The following is a 21366-nucleotide window of genomic DNA, read 5'->3' on the forward strand; positions in this document are numbered from 1 at the left end:
ACCGCTGCACACCTTTGCGCGACATGCTTTAACGCCAATGTGGGCAAACTATTCGGCAGCAACAAGGCGCGCCGAACGTGTTCCCGTGGAAAGGCCGCGCACCAGCGTGGCAACGGCCTGAACCGTATCCGCCGTTGCCTTTCCGTCATTCGTCAAGCTGGTCGCGACCTGATTGACGATCGCGGTGCCGACGACGACGCCGTCGGCCGAACCGCCAATGACCTTTGCATGTTCCGCCGTCTTGACGCCAAAGCCGACGCAGACGGGCAGGCTGGTATGCTGCTTGATGCGGGCGACAGCGCCCGAAACCAGCGACGGATCAGGCAGCGCCGAACCGGTGATGCCGTTCATCGAGACGTAGTAGACGAAGCCGGAGGTGTTCTTCAGTACCTTCGGCAGGCGCTTCTCATCGGTCGTCGGCGTCGCCAGGCGGATGAAATTGATCCCTTTGCGGATGGCCGGAATGCAGAGTTCGTCATCCATCTCGGGCGGCAGGTCGACGACGATCAGGCCATCGATGCCGGCGGCGAGCGCGTCATCGAGGAATTTCTCGACGCCATAAATATAGATCGGGTTGTAGTAACCCATCATCACGATCGGCGTCGCATCGTTGGTTTTGCGGAAATCGGCCGCCAGCTGCAGCGTCTTCTTCAGCGTCTGGCCGCCTTTCAAGGCGCGCTGGCCGGCCAGCTGGATCGCCGGGCCGTCGGCCATCGGATCGGAAAAAGGCATGCCGAGCTCGATGATGTCGGAGCCCGCCTCCGGCAGCGCCTTCATGATGCCGAGCGAGGTGTCGTAATCGGGATCGCCGCCCATGAAATAGGTCACAAGCGCCGGACGGCCCTCGGCCTTCAGCTCGGCAAAGCGTTTGTCCATGCGTGCGGTCATGTCTTACAGTCCCATTCCCAGAATCTTGCCGACGGTGAAGATATCCTTGTCGCCGCGGCCGGAGAGGTTCATCAGGATGATCTCGTCCTTGCCCATCGTCGGTGCGCGTTTGATCACCTCGGCAATGGCATGCGAGGGTTCGAGCGCCGGGATGATGCCTTCGAGGCGGGTCAGGGTCTGGAAAGCCTCGAGCGCTTCGTGGTCCATGATCGGCACATAGTCGACACGGCCGGTATCGTTCAGCCAGGAATGTTCGGGACCGATGCCGGGATAATCGAGACCGGCCGAAATCGAATGGCCTTCCTTGATCTGACCGTCACCATCCTGCAGCAGATAGGTGCGGTTGCCGTGAAGCACGCCGGGCGAACCGGCGGTGATCGAGGCGCAATGTTCGTCGCCCTGCAGACCCTTGCCGCCGGCTTCGACGCCGACGATCTTCACAGAGGGATCATCCAGGAAAGGATGGAAAATGCCGATGGCGTTCGAGCCGCCGCCGACGGCAGCGATGACGAGATCCGGCAAGCGGCCTTCGGCTGCCAGCATCTGCTCTTTCGCTTCGATACCGATCACCGACTGGAAATCGCGGACCATCTCCGGATAGGGATGCGGACCGGCTGCGGTTCCGATCAGGTAATAGGTATCCTCGACATTGGTGACCCAGTCGCGAAGCGCCTCGTTCATGGCGTCCTTCAGCGTGCCGCTGCCTGCCGTGACCGGTTTGACCTCCGCGCCGAGCAGCTTCATGCGGAAAACGTTCGGCGCCTGACGCTCGACATCGGTGGCGCCCATATAGACGACGCAGGGAAGGCCAAAGCGGGCGGCAACGGTTGCGGAGGCGACGCCGTGCTGGCCGGCACCGGTTTCGGCGATGATGCGGGTCTTGCCCATGCGCTTGGCGAGCAGGATCTGGCCGATGCAGTTGTTGATCTTGTGCGAGCCGGTATGGTTCAGCTCCTCGCGCTTAAAATAGATCTTCGCGCCGCCGAGTTCGGCCGTCAGCCGCTCGGCGAAATAGAGCGGGCTCGGGCGGCCGATATAATGCGCGCCGAGATGCTTCAATTCGGCCTGGAATGCCGGATCGTTCTTTGCCCTGTTCCACTCGTCCTGCAGATCAAGGATCAGCGGCATCAATGTTTCGGCGACGAAACGACCGCCATAAATGCCGAAACGGCCATCTTCATCGGGGCCGGAACGGAAGGAATTCGGTTTAGGCGTCTCGTTCACTCTCAACTCCCTGAGGCCATCATCGGCGCATTCGCCTTTTCGACCGCGTCAAAAAATTCATCGATCTTCGCGACGCTCTTCACGCCAGGCGCAGTTTCGACTCCCGACGAGACGTCGATACCCGGTGCCTTGGTGATGAAAAGCGCTTCTGCGACATTGTCCTTGTTCAGCCCGCCGGAAAGCATGTAGTCGACGTTGCCGTCAAGCCAGCTGAGAAGGCTCCAATCGAAGGAAATACCGTTGCCGCCAGGCAGTTCCGAACCCTTCGGCGCTTTGGCGTCAAAGAGGAAACGGTCGGCGATGCCGATATAGGCCTCGACGCGCTTCAGGTCGTCTGCCGTGCGGACCGAAAAGGCCTTCATCACGGGCAGACCATAGACCGCCTTTATGGTCAGCACATGTTCGGGGCTCTCGTTGCCGTGAAGCTGTAGCATATCCGGCTTCAACAACGACACGATCTCGTCGAGTTCGTCATTGGTCGGATCGACGACGACGGCGACGATTTTCGCCTTGCCACGCGCAGGTTCGGCAAGCTTTGCCGCCAGGTCCGGCTCGATATAGCGCGGGCTCTTTTCGAAGAAGATAAAACCGATATGGGTCGCGCCGCGTTTCAGCGCGCGATCGACTGCGTCGGGCGTCTTCAAGCCACAGATCTTGATATCCGGTCTCATGGCAGCGAAGTGACACGAAATGCGGAAAGAGTCGAGCCAATTTGCGACGGACACTGAATTTAGCGCGGCTCTCGGCTAGAGCGCCGCGCGTCCAAACGACGCGCTGGGGACGCTCTATCACTTTAAATCTGCGCATAATCCTTTCCGAAAAATCGATTCCGATTTTCGGGTTGTGCGCTAGTCGAAATCGATGGCATGCAGCTGGCTTCCATGCCGTTTGAGCCAGGACTTCGCCTCCTCCATACCGGGGCAAAGCTTACGGCAGAGGGCCCAGAAGTGCGGACCGTGGTTCATTTCCTTGAGATGGGCGACCTCATGGGCGGCGAGATAATCGATCACCGAAGGTGGCGCCATGACGATACGCCAGGAAAAGCTCAGATTTCCTTCCGACGAGCACGAGCCCCACCGGCTGCGTGTATCCTTCATCGAGATCGAGCGGATCGGCGCCCGGATCGTTGCGGCATGCATCGTCGCCAGTCTTGCGAGATCGGCGCGCGCCTCCTTCTTGAGAAAGGCCGCAATGCGCCGTCCGACATGTTCCGGCATGCCGCTGACGCGCAGCACCGCCCTGCCATCTATGGACACCGCCTCGGTCAGCCCGCGCAAGCTGCCGCTATGCTGAATGCGATGGGAAACGCCGCGAACAAGGATTTCGGCGCCGTCACGCAGGCCGGCATCGGTCGAAAACTTCGCAAGCTTGGTGAGGAGCCAACCCTGGTGACGATCGAGGAAGGCATTAACCTCACGCACCGCAAGGCCTTTCGGCACCGTCATCTTCAAGGCGCGGCCACCCGGTTCGATGCGCAGCGTGATGCGTGTCGCCCGGTCATGCTGCTTGATCGTCAGCGGCATGAGCCGGCCAGCGACGTCGAGCGTCCGCATTTCGGGCGGAGCCGGCTTTCGCGCCTTCGACCTTGTTTTCAGAAGCGAGAACATGCGTGTTTTCTATACGATTCGCCGGCAGATCTAAATGATCGTCGGAAGGGCGGACATGGAAAAACCGGCATCGCGAGATGCCGGTCATCAATTCATCGTTCAGGTGTTTACGGCGTCTGGTATTCAGCGACCGGGCCGTTATCATCGCGCTTGGCGTTCCTGCGGTCGCGCATGAAACGGTCGAACTCTTCCTGATCCTTGGCGCGGCGGAGCTCACGCAGATAGGAGTCGAATTCCTCGCGCATTTCGTCAAGCTTGCGGCGCTCTTCCTCCATCCGGTCGAGTTCGGCCTTGCGCCAGTCGTCAAAGGCGACGTTGCCGGTCGAGAAGTGCGGGCGGTGACGGCCATGCGGGCGGCGGCAGGAGGCAAAGAAGCCATCGGTCGCCTGGTTGACGTCACGCTTGAAGCCGCGCAGACGGTCGCCGAAGATGATGTAGGCAAGCATGGCAAGACCCAGAGGCCAGAAAACCATGAAGCCGAGAATCATCAGGGCAATGGTAGCCGGAGTCCAATCCGGTCGAAGCAATGCTGACTGGTTCATCGTGCGGGTATCCCTCGCTTTCCGCGCCCGGCAGAATACCGAACGCTGAAATCGATGTGGTTACCGCAATAACCGCCTTCAAGACGATTGCCCGCGAAATCGGACAAGGCCTTGAATCCGTTTCGCTAATTCAGCTATCCCTGATTCAGCCCGCCCGGCCGCCCTTGATGACACGCGGGACCGGAGGCTTAATGGCAGAACGCGAATGCTGTCGGACGAAATCGATGATGCGCGGCGCGATCTCGCGGCGGAAACGCGAACCATTGAAAACACCATAATGGCCGACATCCGGCTGAAGATAGTGCATGCGCATATCTTCGGGAATGTTCACGCAGATGGTCTGAGCCGCCTTTGTCTGGCCGACCCCGGAGATATCGTCATTCTCACCTTCGACGGTCAGAAGCGCCACGTTGCGAATTGCCGCCGGATCAACGCGTTTGCCGCGATGCATCAGTTCGCCCTTCGGCAGTGAATGCTTGATGAAGACCTCCTCCACCGTCTGCAGATAGAATTCGGCGGTCAGATCCATGACGGCGAGATATTCGTCGTAGAAATCGCGATGTCTTTCCGGCTCGCCGTCGTTCTTCACGAGATGCATGAAGAATTCCTTGTGCGCGACGAGGTGGCGATCAAGATTCATCGACATGAAGCCCGAGAGCTGCAGGAAACCCGGATAGACCGGGCGCATGAAGCCCGGCTGCGGCCAGGGTACGTTCATGATGACATTGTCGGAGAACCACTGCAGCGATCGCTCCTGGGCGAGCTTATTGACTGCCGTCGGGTTGATGCGCGTGTCGATCGGGCCGCCCATCAGCGTCATCGACGCCGGCGAAAGCGGATCCCTGGCTTCTTCCATCACCGCAGCGGCTGCCAGCACCGGAACAGAAGGCTGACAGACGGCGATGACATGCGTGTCGTGACCGAGGAAATGCAGCATCTCGATGACATAGTCGACGTAATCGTCGAAATCGAACGTGCCTTCCGTCATCGGCACCATGCGGGCGTCGATCCAGTCGGTGATGTAGATATCCGCACTCGGCAGCAGCGCCTCGACCGTGCCGCGCAGCAGCGTGGCATAGTGGCCGGACATCGGCGCGACGATCAGGATGCGCGGATCATTGCCGCGCGCGGCGGGAACACTGCGCGCGAAATGCAGGAGATTGCAGAAGGGTCGCGACCAGACGACCTCTTCGCGGACGGACACCGTCCGGTCACCAATCGTCGTCTGCTTCAGTCCGAATTCCGGCTTCCCGTAGCGTCGTGTCGTGCGTTCGAACATTTCGAGGCTTGCCGCCATCGTCCGGCCGAACGGCGTATGGGAGAACGGGTTCAGCGGATTGGCATAGGCAAATCGCATGATATCGGCCGCGGCGCGAAACGGCGCCATGGCGGCATGGTTCAATTCATAAAGCTGATAAAACATGGAAGGCGCCACCTTTCTCTATCGAAAAGATGACGCTGATTGAGAGGCATCGAGTCTTTCCGTAATGCGGGCACGTAACGCAGACTAACAGGTTTCTGTTGCACAGCAACATGGACGAACCAAACCCACACAAGAAATGCCGGAGAATTGACCTCCGGCATCATAATCGAGCTGAAAACTTAAGTTTCTCAGCAAGAAGCGTCGTTAACGATCCGCTACGAAGGTCTGCTTCTGCGTGCCGAGACCTTCGATGCTGAGTTCGACCACGTCTCCCGCCTTGAGATAACGCGGCGGCTTGAGGCCCATGCCGACGCCCGGAGGCGTGCCGGTCGAGATCACGTCACCGGCATGCAGCGACATGAACTGGCTAAGATAGGAGACGAGGAACGCAACCCCGTAAACCATCGTCTTCGATGAGCCGTTCTGCATCTTCTGGCCGTTGACCGTCAGCCACATGCCGAGGTTCTGCGGTTCCGGAATTTCATCCTTGGTCACGAGCCAGGGGCCGATCGGGCCAAAGGTGTCGCAGGATTTGCCCTTGGTCCATTGACCGGACCGCTCGGTCTGGAAAGCGCGCTCGGAAACGTCATTGGAGACGCAATAACCGGCGACATGATCCAGCGCTTCGGCTTCTGTCACATATTTGGCGGTTTTGCCGATGACGACGCCGAGCTCGACTTCCCAATCGGTCTTTTCCGAACCGCGGGGAATGATGACATTGTCGTTCGGTCCAACGATTGCGGATGTTGCTTTCATGAAGATGATCGGCTCGGGCGGCACGGTCGCACCGGTTTCGGCAGCGTGATCCGAATAATTCAAGCCGATGCAGATGAACTTGCCAGTGCCCGCGACGCAGGCGCCAATGCGGCCGGGCGCGATTTCCGGAAGGCTCTTCGGATCGATGGCCGCTATCTTTGCAAGGCCTGCCGGTGTGATCGCTTCGCCGCCGATATCAGCGACATGACCGGAGAGATCGCGGATCTTGCCATCGGCATCGAGAAGTGCGGGTTTTTCACTGCCTGCTTCGCCAACACGCATCAGCTTCATGGAATTCCTCCTCATCGAAAACGGATTTGCAACCACCTATGAACGAATTATTCATCGGTGTCATTACGGCTTTGCCGGGAAGCGGTACGGCTTTTCCGCGATTTGGGTGATTTTCTGCCGAAAACCGCCCGTATCTTTCGGCATCAAGCTCTAAAAATTTCCGCCAGATCAGGGCCGACGGGAACGATCTTCGTCGGATTGAGGCTTTCGATCGAATAGTAGCCGCGCTTGATGTGATCGAGGTTCACCGTTTCGGCGATGCCCGGCCAATCCAGCATGCGGCGGCAGAAGGCGCGCAGCTTGGCATAGTCGGAAAGCCGGCGCAGATTGCATTTGAAGATGCCGTGATAGGCGACGTCGAAGCGCACCAACGTCACGAAAAGCCGGATATCGCTCTCGGTGGGATGATCGGCGAAGAGAAAAGACCGGCCCTCGAACTGCTGCTCGACCCAGTCGAGGCAGGAAAAGACATCGGCAAAGGCTTCTTCGTAGGCGACCTGCGTGGTGGCGAAACCGGCGCGGTAGACGCCGTTGTTGAGATCGGGATAGATGCGGTCGTTGAAAGCATCGATCTCGGTGCGCCTCTCCGCCGGGTAAAGATCGATCGGATTTTTTGCCAGGGCGCCAAAGCCGCCGTTCAGCATGCGCAGGATATCGGCGGATTCATTGTTGACGATGGTGTTTCTCTGCTTGTCCCAGAGAACCGGCACGGTGGCCCTGCCGGTGAAATCCGGCGCCGCCCTGGTATAGATTTCATGCATATAGGTTACGCCGTTGACGTGATCCTCCGTCGCGCCAGGATAATCACCGAAGCGCCAGCCCTGCTTGCCCAGCAGCGGTTCAGCGACCGAGACGGAGATGACATCTTCCAGGCCCTTGAGCTTGCGGCCGATCAGGGTGCGCGAGGCCCAGGGGCAGATATAGGCGACATAGAGATGGTAACGGCCGGCGCTGGCTTCGAAGCCAGCTTCGCCCGTCGGCCCGGCGCTGCCATCCGAGGTTACCCAATTGCGGAAACTCGAGGTCTGACGGACAAAGCCGCCCTTCTCGTCCTTTGCCTGAACGGGCTGCCAGTCTTCCGTCCACTTTCCGTTCACCAGCATGCGTAACTCCCGGTCAATTGACTAAAACGGTTCATTATCCTGCTTCGACGCCGGCGTGAGGCCGCTTTTATGAAGACAGTCTGTACACCCAAACTGCGACGATGCTGCGCTTGCCAAGCCGGTGAAGCAGGAAATATGACTGCGCTAAAGCGCGTCGCAATCTTTCAGCTTCGCTCCTCGCGCTTTAGTTTTTTATTTCGCCGCATGTCGTTATCGCAAAACCGCTACACACTCTTGCGCGACATGCTTTAGTCAAGATGACGTGGAGTTCGAAATGCATCTCTCGAAGGCCATCGTGCGGACCGAACATGCAAGCCGCTACCTGCAGCAGCTCTGCAAACACTGGAGCCACAAGTTCAGCGTCGATTTTGATCCTCTGAAGGGGCGGGTACCGTTCAGCGATACGGCCGAGGTGACGTTTGCGGCCGACGATGCGGCTCTGACCATGACGCTTTCCGTCGCCGATCCCTCGCAACAGGAAAGGATGCAGCACGTCATCGACGATCATCTGAAGCGCTTCGCCTTCCGCGAAGAACTCGACATCGTCTGGACGGATTAAGCCCAGCCCACGATCCAAATTTTCTGCCCCAAACCCTGGAACAAGCATGACGAAGAGCAATCACCGCGAATCCGAATATCCGGTCGATCCGATGTTTCTCGACCGCTGGTCGCCGCGCGCCTTCACCGGCGAAATCATCGAGGAAACGCAGCTGCTCGGTCTGCTCGACGCCGCCCATTGGGCGCCGTCCTCGGCCAACCACCAGCCCTGGCGCTTCATTTATGGCCTCAAGGGTTCGGAGCATTGGGAGAAATTTGTTGCCTTGCTCAACGATTCCAATCAGGACTGGGCCAGGAATGCATCGGCGCTGATCTTCGTCGTGTCGCGCGCCTTCACCGGGGCTGCCGGCTCAGCCGAGGAAAAGCCGAGCTACACCCATTCCTTCGATGCCGGTGCGGCATGGGGGCATCTGGCGATCCAGGCGCGCCTCTCCGGCTTTTACGCCCATGGCATGGGCGGCATCAAGCATGATGAGATCAGGCAGGCTTTCGCCGTTCCCGAGGGATACCGGGTCGAAGCAGGCGTCGCTGTCGGCCGCCTGGCGGACAAGAGCGTTCTTTCCGAACGCAATCAAGCGCGCGAATTCCCCAGCCAACGCAAGCCGCTCTCCGAAGTCGCCTTCAACGGCCGCTTCGTCGCGAATTGAGCTCTCAGGCAAACGAAAGCCCCGCGTCCAGGGACGGCGGGGCTTTTGCTTTCGACATCTCAGTTAGATATCAAGGTTTGCAACGCTCAGCGCATTGTCCTGGATGAATTCGCGCCGGGGTTCGACTTCATCACCCATCAGGCGGGCGAAGAGGCCATCGGCGTCCGTGGCATCATTGACCCTGACCTGCAGAAGCGAGCGAACATTCGGATCGAGCGTCGTTTCCCAGAGCTGCTCGGCATTCATCTCGCCAAGGCCCTTGTAGCGCTGCATGGTGAGGCCCTTGCGGCCGCTTGCGAAGATCGCGTCGAGCAAGGCGCGCGGACCAGAGATTTCGACGTCGCCTTCGCGGCGATGCAGCGACGGCGGCGTCTGATAGATTTCCTTGAGTCGTGCCGTCAGCTGGTCGATGTGACGGGCATCCGAGGAACCGATCAGCGCCATGTCGAGCACGACGATTTCCCTGACGCCGCGGACCATGCGCTCCAGGCGCAGCCCGCCATCGGTTGTCACATCGCCCTGCCAGCCGCGCTCGGTTTCCTCGGCGATGATGTCGAGCCGCCCTGCCACTTCGTTTGCCAGCGCCAGCGCTCTAGCCGGGTCGCTGGCGAGCTCGGCGTTTAGTGCTCCGGCAATCGCCGCTTGTTCGACGGCGGAACGATTGTAGCGCGAATGGAGATTGTCGAGCAGCGCGCGCATGCGCAGGGCATCGAGGATGACCTCGCGCAGATCCTGGCCGGCGCGAACCTCGCCGCTACCGAGCCTCAGCGAAGCATCTTCCAGGCCCTGGCTGATGAGATATTCTTCAAGCGCCTTCTCATCCTTCAGATACTGCACCGACTTGCCGCGCGAAACCTTATAGAGCGGCGGCTGGGCGATATAGAGATGGCCGCGCTCGATCAGTTGCGGCATCTGCCGGAAGAAGAAGGTGAGCAGCAGGGTGCGAATATGGGCGCCGTCGACATCGGCGTCCGTCATGATGATGATCTTGTGGTAGCGCAGCTTTTCGACATTGAACTCGTCCTTGCCGATGCCGGTGCCGAGCGCGGTGATCAATGTGCCGATTTCCTGACTCGACAGCATCTTGTCGAAACGGGCGCGTTCGACGTTCAGGATCTTGCCACGCAGGGGCAGGATCGCCTGGTTCTCGCGCGAGCGGCCCTGCTTGGCCGAGCCGCCGGCAGAATCGCCCTCGACGAGGAAGACTTCGGATTTTGTCGGATCACGCTCGGAGCAGTCAGCAAGCTTGCCCGGCAGCGAAGCGATGTCGAGTGCGCCCTTGCGGCGGGTCAACTCGCGTGCCTTGCGGGCCGCTTCGCGGGCGGCGGCTGCCTCGACGACCTTGCCGACAAGAATCTTGGCTTCGCTCGGATGTTCTTCGAACCAGGTGCTCAGCGCCTCGTTGACGAGACTTTCGACAACGGGACGGACTTCCGAGGAAACGAGCTTATCCTTGGTCTGCGAGGAGAATTTCGGATCGGGCACCTTGACCGACAGAACCGCCGTCAGGCCTTCGCGGCAGTCTTCGCCCTGCAGCGTTACCTTTTCCTTTTTGGTGATGCCGGAACTGTCGGCATAGGAAACGACCTGGCGCGTCAGCGCCGCGCGGAAACCGGCCATATGCGTGCCGCCGTCGCGCTGAGGGATGTTGTTGGTGAAGCAGAGCACGTTCTCATGATAGCTGTCGTTCCACCACATCGCGACTTCGACGGTGATGCCGTCCTTTTCGCCGCGGATGGCAACCGGTTTGTCGACGAGCGACTTCTTGGCGCGGTCCAGATAAGCGACGAAAGCCTCGAGGCCGCCGTCATAACGCAGCTCTTCCTGCTTGATATCGGAATGGCGCTTGTCGGTCAGCAGGATGCGGACGCCTGAATTCAGGAAGGCGAGCTCGCGAAGGCGATGCTCCAGCGTGCCGTAGTCGAACTCCGTCATGGTGAAGGTGTCGGTGCTCGGCATGAAGCTCACTTCCGTGCCGGTCTCATTCGGCGCGTCGCCCGTAACCTTCAGCGGAGCATCGGCGACGCCATGGGTGAAGCTCATTTCATGAATCTTGTCCTGACGGCGGATCTTCAGCTTCAACCAGACGGACAGCGCGTTGACGACGGAAACGCCGACGCCGTGCAGGCCGCCGGAAACCTTGTAAGAATTCTGGTCGAACTTACCGCCGGCATGAAGCTGCGTCATGATGACTTCGGCAGCCGACACGCCTTCGCCGGTGTGAATGTCCGTCGGGATGCCGCGACCGTTGTCGGTGACGGTCACCGAGCCATCCGGATTGAGGGTGACGGTGACGATGTCGGCATGGCCGGCAAGCGCTTCGTCGATCGCGTTGTCGACGACTTCATAGACCATGTGATGAAGGCCGGAGCCGTCGTCGGTATCGCCGATATACATGCCGGGGCGTTTGCGCACCGCATCGAGGCCCTTCAGAACCTTGATGGAATCTGCGCCATATTCGGTGCTTACGCCGTTTTCCGTCGCGGATGTATCGCTCATTCTGTCGAGATTTTCCCTGTTGTCGTAAAGCTGCGGCGCGCCTTGCGAATCACCGGCTTTCTTCACTCTCGTATATAGGTTTTTTGAACCCACTTCCCAATGGCAAGCCCCTAAAACAAGGCATAAAACAGGGGATTATGACGCTTTTCCGTCGCCTTTGCCGCCATTTTCGAGAAGAGCCGATAGCCGGCCTATCTCTGCACTGTCAAGGTTGCGAATCTGCCGGGCCAGCCGGTTGGCAAATTCGGTATATTCGGGGGGCAGGCCGGAGGTGTCGATCACGACGCGCGGGTCCGACGAGCGGGCGAGCAGGAACAGTTCCTCGGCCTCATCCCAGATGATGTTGAAATAACCGGCGATGCGCTGCAACAGATCGAAGGTCGGCAAACCACGCTTTCCATGTTCGAGCGCCGAAAGATAGGCGGGAGAGACATTCAGCGCTTCCGCCATCTCCTTCTGCGAGACGCCCTTGCGCGCCCGTAGCCTGCGAACCGCCTCTCCGAAGGGTGTCATGGCCTCTCCCCATGCCGCCGCGACAGGCGAATGTAGAGCGCGCCCTCACCGCCATGATGCTGTGCGGCCGGCTCATAGGAGGAGATGAGGTAGCGAAATTCGGGCTTGGAGAACCAGAGCGGCACGGCCCGCTTCAGCGCGCCCTCGCTGCCCATCGAGCTGCCCTTGCCCGTGATCACGAGCACGTGGCGCATGCCGCGCTCGTGGGCGCGGATCAGGAAATCGAGAAGGATGGCATGAGCCTGGCTCTGCACCAGCCCGTGCAGATCGATCCGCGCTTCGAGCGCCAGCCGGCCCTTGGCGATCTTACGCTTGACCGGCTTTTCCAGCGGATGATGCACCCCGGCCGATGGCTTCGCCGTTGACGGTGCTGTCGGCTGCGGCGGCATGAGTGTGGCGGGCGTCTGCTTTTCCTGTTCCCGTTCAGCCGCCGCTTCGGCTTCGGCAAGAAAAGCATCGAGTTCGGTCAACGCCCCCGCCTTGCCGGGCATCGGCCGCGTGCTGCGGGCAACCTTGCCCCAGAGGATCCTCTCAGCCGCGCTCAGCTTGCGATCCCTGGCCATCAGTCGAATCTTCCGGCGGCGGCATTGGGAATGAGGATGGCGAAATCGGCGTCATTGCGAACGGTGCCGGCACTTTCTCCGGCCATATCCCCCGAGCCGGTGAAGATATCACCCCGCGCCGGCCCGACGATCGCCGAGCCGGTATCGAGCGCCAGCATCAGCCGGCTGAACGGCCGGCCCTGGTCGAGATGGGTGAGGCTTTCGGCGTGAATGAAAAACGGAAAGCCGAAGGTATGGATCATCCGGTCGACCGCAAGCGAGCGCCCGGCGAGAAGCGGCACCTTGGCGGCCGCGATCGGACCTGCCTGCGGATCGGCAACCGGCGCTTCACGGAAAAAAATATAAGAGCGGTTATGCCACAACACCTCGTCGACGCGCTCGGGATTGCGCGCCAGCCAGACACGGATCGCCTGCATCGAAATCTCCGCCCGGTCGATCTCCCCGCGCTCGATCAGCAGCTTACCGATCGCCGAGAAAGCATGGCCGGCCTTCGCCGCATAGGTGATGCGGCCGATACGACCATTCTTATAACGCAGGCGGGCAGCACCCTGCACATGCACGAAGAAGACATCGACCTTCGACTTCGTCCAGGCAATTTCGAGGCCGCGGCCTTCGAGAAAACCCTGATCGATAGCGCGGCGATCCGGATAGGCCGCGACGCGGTCGTCATGCAGACGGCCGAAAGCATAGGCCTTGTCGAGCTCGACGGGACGATTGGCGTCGTCGAGATCGATCAGATCGTCCGGGCGCCTGTAGAAAGGAAAACGGAAAATTTCGTCCGGCCGCTCCGACACGTCGATATCAGGTTCGTAGAAGGCGGTGACGAAGCCGGAATTGCCATCCTTGCGGCGGATCAGAAAAGGCCGACAGTGCGTCTCGAAAAAGGCGCGTGCCGATGCCGGAGATGACGGCGTGAAATCTGCGGCAGCGGCGAGAAGCGGAAGCAGGTCTTCGGAACTCAGGCCAAGCGATCCGGTGCGGTACGGTTTGACATCGGTGATCTGCCGTCGGCAGCTTCGCATGACTTCAAAAAGGCCGGAGGGATCATCATCCTTCCAGCCTTCCAGAGTGTCGAAGCTTATGGCCTGCAGGACGAAGTCCGATGCGTGGTCACTCATGTTCCGATTCGGTCGCCACGAGTTTCCAGTTCGGATCGCGCGAACGTGTGTCGCGGGCAAAGGTCCAGAGGTCGTTGACCTCGGCGACGTTTTCGGCGTCGCCTTCGATCAGCACATCCGCCTTGTCGTAGGTGGCCGATATCAGCTGGCTGACGATGCGCACGGTGATCTGCGCTTCGCTTCCCTTCGTCTCCGCATGGGTGATTTCGGCCTTGTCGATGCCGACGAAAGTGGACTTCACCTTCTCGCCCCGGGCTTCGCGCTCGCCGATCGCCGCATCGAACCCGTCATAGACTTCGCGAGACAGCAAGTTCTTCAGCGTTTTCCGGTCGCCATCGGCATAGGCCATGACGATCATCTCGTAAGCCATGCGGGCGCCGTTCAGAAACTCCTTCGGGCTGAAGGCGGGATCGGCCTTGTTCAGCGCGCGCAGCGATTCGTTGAGCGGCGTTCCGGGTGCCGCGAAAGCATCGATGGCGGCGAAGCGATCCTCGTCCTCCGTCGTCGCATCGCGGCGCGGCAGAGTCACGACCTTGCCGGCATCGGCGGCTTCAGCCGGAGCCGCATCCCGCGGCGTATAGAGATCGCGCGGCGGCTTCTCATTTCCTGTGCGGCGCCCGAGCACGGAGCGGAGCTGAAAGAAAATCAGCACAGCCGCCACCAGGAAAAATAATGTGATGAAGTCGTTCGAACTCATATCGTATCGCAGCCGCCGTTAACATCTCTGATTTGTACTCCCATATAGTCTGCCTATACAGATGATTCAAATGATGGCTGGCATCTTCGCCAGCGCCAAGAGGAGACCGGCGAGCCCGGGACATGACCGACATGCGTTTTTCGATCCTGCCAGCTTTCATTCTGCTGCTGCCGCTCGCCGAAATTGCCGGTTTCGTCGTCGTCGGCCGGGCTATCGGATTGTGGCTGACGCTCGCGCTCGTCATGCTGGGTTTCGTTATCGGCGTGGTCCTGCTGCGCCGGCAGGGCATTGGTATTTTGCGCCGCATGTCGAGTGAAGGACGAAACGGGGTGATGCCGGGCCGCGACCTGCTGCGGCCGGCCATGAATGTCATCGCCTCGCTGCTCCTGATCATTCCCGGCTTCCTCACGGATATCATCGCGATCCTTATTCTCATTCCGCCGGTGCGCGATCTCGTCTGGCGGGCGATCGCCAAACGCTTCGTCGTCGTCAATGCCAAGGGCGGTTTTTCCTCCGCTCCGCAACCCGATTTCCGCGACCGCAAGCCGAATTCGAAGGTGGTCGATCTCGACGAAGAGGACTATCATAGAGACCCGGATCGCAACTCGCCGTGGTCCGGCAAACATCTCGGCGATTGAGGCACTGCGGCTGATCAACCGCGCCAAGCGCCTAGGGTTGTAAGCCCTTCCCTGAAATGTTAGATGGCGGCACCATTCCCATGCCCCTCGAGGAAAAGCCAATGGCAGACGATAACAACAGCAACGGTGCGACCAACCCCACCCTTTCGATCCTTGCGCAATATACCAAGGATCTTTCCTTCGAAAATCCGGGTGCGCCGCGTTCGCTGCAGGCCCGCGACAAGGCACCGACGATCAACATTAATGTGAACGTCAACGCCAACCCGCTTTCCGATACGGATTTCGATGTCGTGCTGTCGCTGAATGCCGAGGCCAAGGACGGCGACAAGACGGTTTTCCATACCGAACTCACCTATGGCGGCGTCTTCCGCGTTGCCGGTTTCCCGCAAGAACACATGCTGCCGGTTCTCTTCATCGAGTGCCCGCGCATGCTCTTCCCCTTCGCCCGTCAGATCATCGCCGACGTCACCCGCAACGGTGGTTTCCCGCCGCTGATGATCGACCCGATCGACTTCACGCAAATGTTCGCTCAGCGCGTTGCCGAAGAACAGGCCCGCGCCAAGGTTCAGSCCGTTCCGAACTGATCGGCTCTTTCTTGTCTGAAATGCGGATGCCCGGGCTGGTCCCGGGCATTTTCAATTGAGGACCGGTTTAATCGAGGTTGGCGTATTTCGCCCAGACGCTTTTTTCACCGAGCTTGGCGACGAGCGCCTCATGCGCCTGCTCCTCGATTTGGCTAAGGCGCGGCGCGAGCGGCCGGGGCCGATCGAGCACTGCGGCAATCACCACATCGTCTTCCATCGCCATGTCACCGCGAGCTGCCTGGTTGGATTTGCCGGCCATGCCGAGTCCGAGGGCTGCCTGTCTGCCACCGATCATCTCGATATAGACTTCGGCAAGCAATTCGGAGTCGAGCAGCGCGCCGTGTTTGGTGCGGTGCGAGTTATCGATGCCGTAGCGCCGGCAGAGCGCATCGAGCGAATTCGGTCCCATCGGGTGTTTGCGCCGCGCCATCGACAGGGTGTCGAGCACCCTTTCCGGCAGGATTGGCGGCAAACCGATTCGCGCGAATTCCGCGTTGATGAAACCCATATCGAAGGTGGCGTTATGGGCAATCCACTTCGCATCGCCGAAGAAGGTAAGGATTTGTTCGGCAACCTCCCCGAAAGGCTTCTTGTCCTTCAGGAATTCATCGGTGATGCCGTGCACGGCGAGCGCATCCGGATGAACTTTCTGATCTCCAGGATTGATGAAGATATGGATCGTGTTGCCTGTGGGAAAATGATTGAAGAGCTCGATGCCGCCGATTTCGATAATGCGGTCGGCGCGGTTGTCGAGGCCGGTGGTTTCCGTATCGAAGATGATCTCACGCATTCCGGAAATCTCCTTTGGCAATCCGCGTTTTCAGGTCGGCGACGATCTCGAGCACCCGTTCCCTCGTCACCGCGACACTATGACTGGTGTCGATCAGATAATCGGCCCGCCGCCGTTTTTCTGCGTCCGGCGTCTGGCGGGACAGAATCATGTTGAATTTTTCCTCGGTCATGCCTTCGCGCGCAAGCACCCTCTGGCGTTGAATCTGTGGATCAGTGCTGACGACGACGACGATATCCACTCTTGCCTCGGCGCCGGTTTCGAAAAGCAATGGAATATCGAGCAATACCATGTCGGCGCCGGTGGCGCGCTGTCGCTTCAGAAATTCCCTCTCGCGTTTGCGAACCAGCGGATGAACGATCGCTTCCAGGCGTTTGAAGCCGTCAGGATGAAGAGCAAGCTGGCGGCCAAGTTCATGTCGGTCGACTGCTCCATCCTTCGTCGTGCCGGGGAAGGCGGCATTCACCAGGGGTGCAGCCTCGCCGGCATAGAGATCGTGGACTACGGCATCCGAATCGTTCACCGGGATTCCGGCATCGGCGAAGAGCTTTGCCGCCGTCGATTTTCCCATTCCGATGGAGCCGGTGAGACCGATCTTCAGCATCAGTGTGCTTCCATATCCGCGATGATGAGCGCGCGCAGCGCCGCGTCGACGATGGGACGCTGGCCGAACCATCTCTCGAATCCGGGCACGGCCTGATGAAGCAGCATGCCGAGACCATCGACGATCGGAAATCCTTGCTCTTCCGCCTGTGCCAGGATCGGCGTCTTCAAGGGCACATAGACAATATCGGTGACGACGGCATCGGCTGCCAGAGGCGAGAAATCGAGTTGCGGCGCCGTCTCGCCGTCCATGCCAAGCGAGGTGGTATTGATGAAGAGGCCGGCGCCTTTCATCACTTCAGTAAGCGCCCCGGCCGGGTGGGCCTGAACACGCGGGCCAAAGCGATCCGCGAGTTCACGCGCGCGTTCGACGGTACGATTGACGACATGGATCTCCTTGAAACCGCGATCGCGGACCGCCTGGATGATCGCCCGGCTGGCACCGCCGGCGCCAAAGACGACCGCCGTGCCATGCCGGTCCCAGCCCGGATGGCGTTCGTCGAGATTGGCGATGAAGCCGCGACCGTCGGTATTTGTCGCATGTAGCGCACCATCCTCCAGCCAGAGCGTGTTCGCGGCGCCGAGCTCGTGCGATAGCGCGTCCGGTTTGTCGGCGAGCCGGAACGCCAATTCCTTGTGGGGAATGGTGACGTTGCCTCCGGCAAAGCCGGAACTGCCGTCCTTCAGCGACTGAATGAAATCGGAAAAGGCCTCGGGTGCCACTTCATGAGCGCGGTAGCTGCCTGGCAGGCCGAGCGTCTTCAGCCAATGTCCGTGGATCAACGGCGAGCGCGAATGCTTGATGGGAAAGCCCGTGACAAACGCTTTCGGCCCGAATGTTTCACGTGAATCACCCATCGATCGCTCCAAGTTCTCGCAATTTTTTTAAGAGCGGCAGCATCGGCAGGCCAAGAATGGTGAAATAGTCACCCTCTATCTTTTCGAAGAGCTGGATGCCCTGCCCCTCCAATTGATAGGCGCCGACGCTGGAAAGCGCCCGTTCGCCAACCCGCGCCAGATGTCTGGCGATGAACTCTGCCGTCAGCGGCCGCATCGTCAGTTCCGCATGGGCGAGATGTTCCCACAAGACCACGCCATCGCTGACGATGGCGACAGCGCTGTTCAACCGATGGGTTACACCCGAAAGGGCTTGAAGATGACTGGCTGCGTCGGCCATGTCCTTCGGCTTATGGAAGACGCGGTCACCGAGCGACATCGTTTGATCCGAACCGATGACCAGGCTATCCGGAAAACGGCTACTCACTTCCTCGGCCTTGGCCCTGGCCAGAACGAGGGCCACGGCATCAGGCCTAACGCCGGCTCTTTCCAGCGGCGCTTCGACGGCTCGTTCATCGATCCTTGCGGCATGCGCCTCGAAGGCCAGACCGGCATTTTGCATCAGCATCCGGCGAAAGGGACTCGACGATGCAAGGATGAGTTTTGGCGTCATGGGTTCCTCGGAGTGCCGGCTTTTCGTCAGCGCTTAGCGCAGCTTCGGGCGCAGGGCAACGATCGCCGCGGCTGTTTCCTCGATTGAGCGGCGGGTGACGTCGATCAGCGGCCAGTTGTGACGGGCGCAAAGCGAGCGGGCATATTTCAGCTCCTCCGAGATCGCGGCACGATCGGTGTAGTGTTCGCGGTCGAAACCCTGCGTCACCCCGAGCACACGATTTTCCCGCACCTGGGAAATGCGGTCGGTGGTGGCGATCAGGCAGACGATCAGCGGTTTGCTCGCGACAAAGAGGCTCTCCGGCAATGGCACGCCATAGACGATCGGAATGTTCGCGGTCTTGATGCCTCGGTTGGCGAGGTAGATGCTGGTCGGTGTTTTCGACGTACGGCTGATTCCGATGATCACGACATCGGCGTCATTGTAGTCGTCGGGCATCTGACCGTCATCGTGATCCATGGTGAAATTCAGCGCTTCGATGCGCGCGAAGTAACCGGCATTCATCACATGCTGGGCGCCGACCCGACGACGCGACGGGGCCCCGAGATAGATCTGGAAGGCATTCATCACCGGCTCCAGCACATTCACGGAGGCGACGCCCATCTCGATGCAGCGCTCATCGATCAGGCTTGCAAGCTCCCGGTCGACAATGGTGTAGAGCACGATGCCGGGGGCGTCATCGATCGCCTGCAGAACTGGCAGCAGCTGCTTGCGATTGCGGATCAGTGGATAGACATGCTCGATCGGTTGCGCCGATCTGAATTGCGCTGACGCGGCGCGCCCGGCGGAGATCAGAGTCTCTCCCGTTGAGTCAGAAATCAGATGCAGATGAAAGAAGTTCGTTCTGTTCTCCACGCTATTTTCCGCTGCCTGTTGAAAAGACTGGATGAAACAGAGCTACGGCGGCGAGGCAGTCTCCGGCAAGGGAAAACATGCCTCTTTATCCACATTTCGGATTCTGCCGATCGGTTTTGGTTGGCCCTGTGGACGACGGGGAAGGGCTAGGATTCTTGAAAGCTCGTCCACAGCCTATCCACAGCTATGAGAAATATTGCCGAGCTGGAAGGATTTGGAATCATTTTCGGATTCGGCTTCTCCCCGAAATTTGGACGAGATCGACCAATCTTTCCGATGTTCTTTTGCAGCCGCGCGACAAATGGCATCGGCGGTGGATGGATTTTAATCCTTGATAGTCACCGACTCTAAGAAATAGAAACCTTTTAAAATATCTTTGTTTTTTTATGGGGAAGAAGCGCTTGAGCGATACGCGCCGAAAGATCATGAGGGTTTTGAGTGGCGAGAGCCTCTCCCCTCCTCCTCTCTGGCTGATGAGACAGGCAGGACGTTATCTCCCGGAATATCGGGAGACGCGGGCAAAGGCCGGGAGTTTTCTCGATCTCTGCTACACGCCTGACCACGCCGTCGAAGTGACATTGCAGCCGATCCGCCGCTATGGTTTCGATGCCGCCATTCTGTTTTCCGATATCCTGGTCATTCCCGATGCAATGAAACGGAATGTCCGGTTCACCGAGGGCCACGGTCCGGAGATGGATCCCATCGATGAAGCCGGTATCGGCAGATTGAATGGCGAAGAGGTTGTCGATTATCTCAGGCCGGTTCTGGAAACGGTGCGGCGGCTGCGGGAGGAGTTGCCAGTCGAGACGACGCTGCTCGGCTTCTGCGGCGCGCCATGGACGGTTGCGACTTACATGATCGCCGGTCATGGCACGCCGGATCAGGCCCCTGCCCGTCTCTTCGCCTACAGGCATCCCCGCGCCTTCGAGCATCTGCTGATGCTGCTTGCCGACGTATCGGCCGATTATCTCGTCGCCCAGATCGATGCCGGCGCCGATGCCGTGCAGATCTTCGATTCCTGGGCTGGCGTTCTCGGCGAGAAGGAATTCGAGGCGTTCGCGATCAGGCCGGTTGCGCGGATGATCGCTTCGGTCAAATCGCAACGGCCACATGCTCGCATCATCGCTTTTGCCAAGGGCGCCGGTTATCAGCTGAAAACCTATCGCCAGAAGACGGGCGCAGATGCAATCGGCCTCGACTGGTCGGTCCCGCTGGCCTTTGCAGCCGAACTTCAAAAGGATGGACCGGTTCAGGGCAACCTCGATCCGATGCGCGTCGTTGCCGGCGGCCGGGCGTTGGAAGACGGCATCGACGATATTCTGCAGCACCTCGGCAATGGTCCGCTGATTTTCAATCTCGGTCATGGCATAACGCCGCAGGCTGACCCCGAGCATGTGCGTCTGCTGGTCGATCGCGTGCGAGGTGGGCGCGTAGGAGGCGGGCCGTGACGATGGAAAAACAGACCGATCGGAGATCTGGCGCTTACGCCCGGCGTCGGGCTCATTTTGCGCTGGTTTTCTTCGCGTTGATGGCGATCGGGCTTTTTGCCTGGAACCCCGATAATCTCTACCTCTGGATCAAGGCGCTGCACATTATCGCGGTCATTTCCTGGATGGCCGGATTGTTCTATATGCCGCGGCTGTTCATCTATCACACCGATGCCGAGCCGGGCTCGGTGCAATCGGAAACCTTCAAGGTGATGGAGCGCCGATTACTTCGAATCATCATGACGCCGGCGATGATGTTGACGTGGATTTTCGGCCTCTATCTCGCTTGGTCGGTCTATGGATTCCAGGGCGGTTGGTTGCATGCCAAGATCGGTCTCGTTGTGTTGCTCACCGGTGTTCATATGTTCTTCAGCCGCGCTGTCAGAGCGTTCGAGCGGGATGAAAATCGCCGCTCGGCGCGCTATTGGCGGTTCATGAACGAGGCGCCGACCGTGCTGATGATCGTGATCGTCATCCTCGTTGTGGTGAAGCCGTTCTGAAGAAAATCGCCCTCTGGGTTAAATTTGCTT

24 protein-coding genes are annotated in these 21366 nt (G+C 59.6%); 6 read left to right on the forward strand and 18 right to left on the reverse strand.

What is annotated here, in order from left to right; translation table 11 throughout:
• Nucleotides 1-48 precede the first annotated feature (48 nt).
• The 8 genes from trpA to AC1D2N_RS14225 form a co-directional block, all read right to left on the reverse strand.
• Complete coding sequence (gene trpA / locus AC1D2N_RS14190) at nt 49-888, reverse strand: tryptophan synthase subunit alpha (protein ID WP_018244177.1); 840 nt, start codon at nt 886-888, stop codon at nt 49-51.
• Between the two features lie 3 nt (nt 889-891).
• Nucleotides 892-2112, reverse strand: coding sequence for a tryptophan synthase subunit beta (trpB, locus tag AC1D2N_RS14195; RefSeq protein WP_003544114.1), 1221 nt, complete (start codon nt 2110-2112; stop codon nt 892-894).
• A 2-nt stretch (nt 2113-2114) separates the two neighbouring features.
• Nucleotides 2115-2783 carry a phosphoribosylanthranilate isomerase gene (locus AC1D2N_RS14200; RefSeq protein WP_027689457.1) on the reverse strand — a complete coding sequence of 223 codons (669 nt, stop codon included), beginning with the start codon at nt 2781-2783 and terminating at the stop codon, nt 2115-2117.
• 177 nt (nt 2784-2960) lie between these two features.
• The gene (locus tag AC1D2N_RS14205) at nt 2961-3719 is read right to left on the reverse strand and encodes a M48 family metallopeptidase (protein WP_130653339.1); all 759 of its coding nucleotides are present in this window, start codon (nt 3717-3719) and stop codon (nt 2961-2963) included.
• Nucleotides 3720-3826: 107 nt separating this feature from the next.
• Nucleotides 3827-4261 (reverse strand): DUF2852 domain-containing protein, encoded by a 435-nt coding sequence (locus AC1D2N_RS14210; RefSeq protein ID WP_017962639.1) that lies wholly within the window; start codon nt 4259-4261, stop codon nt 3827-3829.
• Nucleotides 4262-4406: 145 nt separating this feature from the next.
• Entirely contained in the window at nt 4407-5684 is a 1278-nt protein-coding gene (locus AC1D2N_RS14215; protein ID WP_018244173.1) for a polyhydroxyalkanoate depolymerase, read from the reverse strand.
• Between the two features lie 204 nt (nt 5685-5888).
• Nucleotides 5889-6731 (reverse strand): fumarylacetoacetate hydrolase family protein, encoded by an 843-nt coding sequence (locus tag AC1D2N_RS14220; RefSeq protein ID WP_130653338.1) that lies wholly within the window; start codon nt 6729-6731, stop codon nt 5889-5891.
• A 143-nt stretch (nt 6732-6874) separates the two neighbouring features.
• Complete coding sequence (locus AC1D2N_RS14225; RefSeq protein WP_130653337.1) at nt 6875-7834, reverse strand: glutathione S-transferase family protein; 960 nt, start codon at nt 7832-7834, stop codon at nt 6875-6877.
• Between the two features lie 274 nt (nt 7835-8108).
• On the opposite strand from AC1D2N_RS14225, the gene AC1D2N_RS14230 reads away from it, so the two are divergent.
• Both AC1D2N_RS14230 and AC1D2N_RS14235 read left to right on the forward strand, forming a co-directional pair.
• Nucleotides 8109-8393: a DUF2218 domain-containing protein gene (locus tag AC1D2N_RS14230; protein ID WP_018448416.1), complete on the forward strand. Its 285-nt coding sequence runs from the start codon at nt 8109-8111 to the stop codon at nt 8391-8393.
• 46 nt (nt 8394-8439) lie between these two features.
• Nucleotides 8440-9039 (forward strand): nitroreductase family protein, encoded by a 600-nt coding sequence (locus tag AC1D2N_RS14235; protein WP_112905595.1) that lies wholly within the window; start codon nt 8440-8442, stop codon nt 9037-9039.
• Between the two features lie 63 nt (nt 9040-9102).
• Here the strand turns inward: AC1D2N_RS14235 and gyrB are convergent, their stop codons facing one another.
• The 5 genes from gyrB to AC1D2N_RS14260 all read right to left on the reverse strand — a co-directional run bounded on the left by gyrB (nt 9103) and on the right by AC1D2N_RS14260 (nt 14429).
• Nucleotides 9103-11538, reverse strand: coding sequence for a DNA topoisomerase (ATP-hydrolyzing) subunit B (gene gyrB / locus AC1D2N_RS14240; RefSeq protein ID WP_112906694.1), 2436 nt, complete (start codon nt 11536-11538; stop codon nt 9103-9105).
• 135 nt (nt 11539-11673) lie between these two features.
• Nucleotides 11674-12051 carry a helix-turn-helix domain-containing protein gene (locus AC1D2N_RS14245; protein WP_018244167.1) on the reverse strand — a complete coding sequence of 126 codons (378 nt, stop codon included), beginning with the start codon at nt 12049-12051 and terminating at the stop codon, nt 11674-11676.
• Nucleotides 12048-12614 (reverse strand): Smr/MutS family protein, encoded by a 567-nt coding sequence (locus AC1D2N_RS14250; RefSeq protein WP_477981459.1) that lies wholly within the window; start codon nt 12612-12614, stop codon nt 12048-12050. The genes AC1D2N_RS14245 and AC1D2N_RS14250 overlap by 4 nt, the downstream gene beginning before the upstream one ends.
• A complete protein-coding gene (gene mltA, locus AC1D2N_RS14255) occupies nt 12614-13732 on the reverse strand; it encodes a murein transglycosylase A (protein WP_130653336.1) in 1119 nt (372 codons plus the stop codon). Before mltA ends, AC1D2N_RS14250 begins: the two co-directional genes overlap by 1 nt.
• On the reverse strand, nt 13725-14429 hold the full coding sequence (locus AC1D2N_RS14260; protein WP_018068923.1) for a Tim44/TimA family putative adaptor protein: 705 nt from the start codon (nt 14427-14429) through the stop codon (nt 13725-13727). Before AC1D2N_RS14260 ends, mltA begins: the two co-directional genes overlap by 8 nt.
• Nucleotides 14430-14560: 131 nt before the next feature.
• Between AC1D2N_RS14260 and AC1D2N_RS14265 the strand changes: the two genes are divergently transcribed.
• Together AC1D2N_RS14265 and secB are read left to right on the forward strand one after the other, a co-directional pair.
• Nucleotides 14561-15067, forward strand: a complete 507-nt coding sequence (locus tag AC1D2N_RS14265; RefSeq protein WP_112906693.1) for an FxsA family protein — start codon at nt 14561-14563, stop codon at nt 15065-15067.
• A gap of 101 nt (nt 15068-15168) precedes the next feature.
• Nucleotides 15169-15651 (forward strand): protein-export chaperone SecB, encoded by a 483-nt coding sequence (secB, locus tag AC1D2N_RS14270; RefSeq protein ID WP_477981462.1) that lies wholly within the window; start codon nt 15169-15171, stop codon nt 15649-15651.
• A 67-nt stretch (nt 15652-15718) separates the two neighbouring features.
• Here secB and dnaQ read toward each other — a convergent pair whose 3' ends face one another.
• Genes dnaQ through AC1D2N_RS14295 form a run of 5 tightly spaced genes read right to left on the reverse strand, consistent with a single transcriptional unit; the run spans nt 15719 to nt 19349 of the window.
• Entirely contained in the window at nt 15719-16441 is a 723-nt protein-coding gene (gene dnaQ / locus AC1D2N_RS14275) for a DNA polymerase III subunit epsilon (protein ID WP_112905593.1), read from the reverse strand.
• Nucleotides 16434-17045, reverse strand: coding sequence for a dephospho-CoA kinase (gene coaE, locus AC1D2N_RS14280; RefSeq protein WP_477981464.1), 612 nt, complete (start codon nt 17043-17045; stop codon nt 16434-16436). Before coaE ends, dnaQ begins: the two co-directional genes overlap by 8 nt.
• Nucleotides 17045-17902 (reverse strand): shikimate dehydrogenase, encoded by an 858-nt coding sequence (locus AC1D2N_RS14285; protein ID WP_130653335.1) that lies wholly within the window; start codon nt 17900-17902, stop codon nt 17045-17047. Before AC1D2N_RS14285 ends, coaE begins: the two co-directional genes overlap by 1 nt.
• Nucleotides 17895-18494 carry a Maf-like protein gene (locus AC1D2N_RS14290; RefSeq protein ID WP_018448408.1) on the reverse strand — a complete coding sequence of 200 codons (600 nt, stop codon included), beginning with the start codon at nt 18492-18494 and terminating at the stop codon, nt 17895-17897. Before AC1D2N_RS14290 ends, AC1D2N_RS14285 begins: the two co-directional genes overlap by 8 nt.
• Before the next feature lie 33 nt (nt 18495-18527).
• Complete coding sequence (locus tag AC1D2N_RS14295) at nt 18528-19349, reverse strand: pyruvate, water dikinase regulatory protein (RefSeq protein WP_011649834.1); 822 nt, start codon at nt 19347-19349, stop codon at nt 18528-18530.
• A 401-nt stretch (nt 19350-19750) separates the two neighbouring features.
• On the opposite strand from AC1D2N_RS14295, the gene hemE reads away from it, so the two are divergent.
• Nucleotides 19751-20797 carry a uroporphyrinogen decarboxylase gene (hemE, locus tag AC1D2N_RS14300; RefSeq protein WP_130653334.1) on the forward strand — a complete coding sequence of 349 codons (1047 nt, stop codon included), beginning with the start codon at nt 19751-19753 and terminating at the stop codon, nt 20795-20797.
• Nucleotides 20798-20799: 2 nt separating this feature from the next.
• Nucleotides 20800-21336 carry a protoporphyrinogen oxidase HemJ gene (gene hemJ / locus AC1D2N_RS14305; protein WP_032994780.1) on the forward strand — a complete coding sequence of 179 codons (537 nt, stop codon included), beginning with the start codon at nt 20800-20802 and terminating at the stop codon, nt 21334-21336.
• The last annotated feature ends 30 nt before the right edge of the window (nt 21337-21366 follow it).

The organism is Rhizobium sp. P1_B8 (assembly GCF_056406515.1).

Coding starts and splice junctions, on each gene's coding strand:
- trpA (WP_018244177.1), bottom strand. CDS start 888: ATGACCGCACGCATGGACAAACGCTTTGCCGAGCTGAAGGCCGAGGGC.
- AC1D2N_RS14200 (WP_027689457.1), bottom strand. CDS start 2,783: ATGAGACCGGATATCAAGATCTGTGGCTTGAAGACGCCCGACGCAGTC.
- AC1D2N_RS14205 (WP_130653339.1), bottom strand. CDS start 3,719: ATGTTCTCGCTTCTGAAAACAAGGTCGAAGGCGCGAAAGCCGGCTCCG.
- AC1D2N_RS14210 (WP_017962639.1), bottom strand. CDS start 4,261: ATGAACCAGTCAGCATTGCTTCGACCGGATTGGACTCCGGCTACCATT.
- AC1D2N_RS14215 (WP_018244173.1), bottom strand. CDS start 5,684: ATGTTTTATCAGCTTTATGAATTGAACCATGCCGCCATGGCGCCGTTT.
- AC1D2N_RS14220 (WP_130653338.1), bottom strand. CDS start 6,731: ATGAAGCTGATGCGTGTTGGCGAAGCAGGCAGTGAAAAACCCGCACTT.
- AC1D2N_RS14225 (WP_130653337.1), bottom strand. CDS start 7,834: ATGCTGGTGAACGGAAAGTGGACGGAAGACTGGCAGCCCGTTCAGGCA.
- AC1D2N_RS14230 (WP_018448416.1), top strand. CDS start 8,109: ATGCATCTCTCGAAGGCCATCGTGCGGACCGAACATGCAAGCCGCTAC.
- AC1D2N_RS14235 (WP_112905595.1), top strand. CDS start 8,440: ATGACGAAGAGCAATCACCGCGAATCCGAATATCCGGTCGATCCGATG.
- gyrB (WP_112906694.1), bottom strand. CDS start 11,538: ATGAGCGATACATCCGCGACGGAAAACGGCGTAAGCACCGAATATGGC.
- AC1D2N_RS14245 (WP_018244167.1), bottom strand. CDS start 12,051: ATGACACCCTTCGGAGAGGCGGTTCGCAGGCTACGGGCGCGCAAGGGC.
- AC1D2N_RS14250 (WP_477981459.1), bottom strand. CDS start 12,614: ATGGCCAGGGATCGCAAGCTGAGCGCGGCTGAGAGGATCCTCTGGGGC.
- mltA (WP_130653336.1), bottom strand. CDS start 13,732: ATGAGTGACCACGCATCGGACTTCGTCCTGCAGGCCATAAGCTTCGAC.
- AC1D2N_RS14260 (WP_018068923.1), bottom strand. CDS start 14,429: ATGAGTTCGAACGACTTCATCACATTATTTTTCCTGGTGGCGGCTGTG.
- AC1D2N_RS14265 (WP_112906693.1), top strand. CDS start 14,561: ATGCGTTTTTCGATCCTGCCAGCTTTCATTCTGCTGCTGCCGCTCGCC.
- dnaQ (WP_112905593.1), bottom strand. CDS start 16,441: ATGCGTGAGATCATCTTCGATACGGAAACCACCGGCCTCGACAACCGC.
- coaE (WP_477981464.1), bottom strand. CDS start 17,045: ATGCTGAAGATCGGTCTCACCGGCTCCATCGGAATGGGAAAATCGACG.
- AC1D2N_RS14285 (WP_130653335.1), bottom strand. CDS start 17,902: ATGGGTGATTCACGTGAAACATTCGGGCCGAAAGCGTTTGTCACGGGC.
- AC1D2N_RS14290 (WP_018448408.1), bottom strand. CDS start 18,494: ATGACGCCAAAACTCATCCTTGCATCGTCGAGTCCCTTTCGCCGGATG.
- hemJ (WP_032994780.1), top strand. CDS start 20,800: ATGGAAAAACAGACCGATCGGAGATCTGGCGCTTACGCCCGGCGTCGG.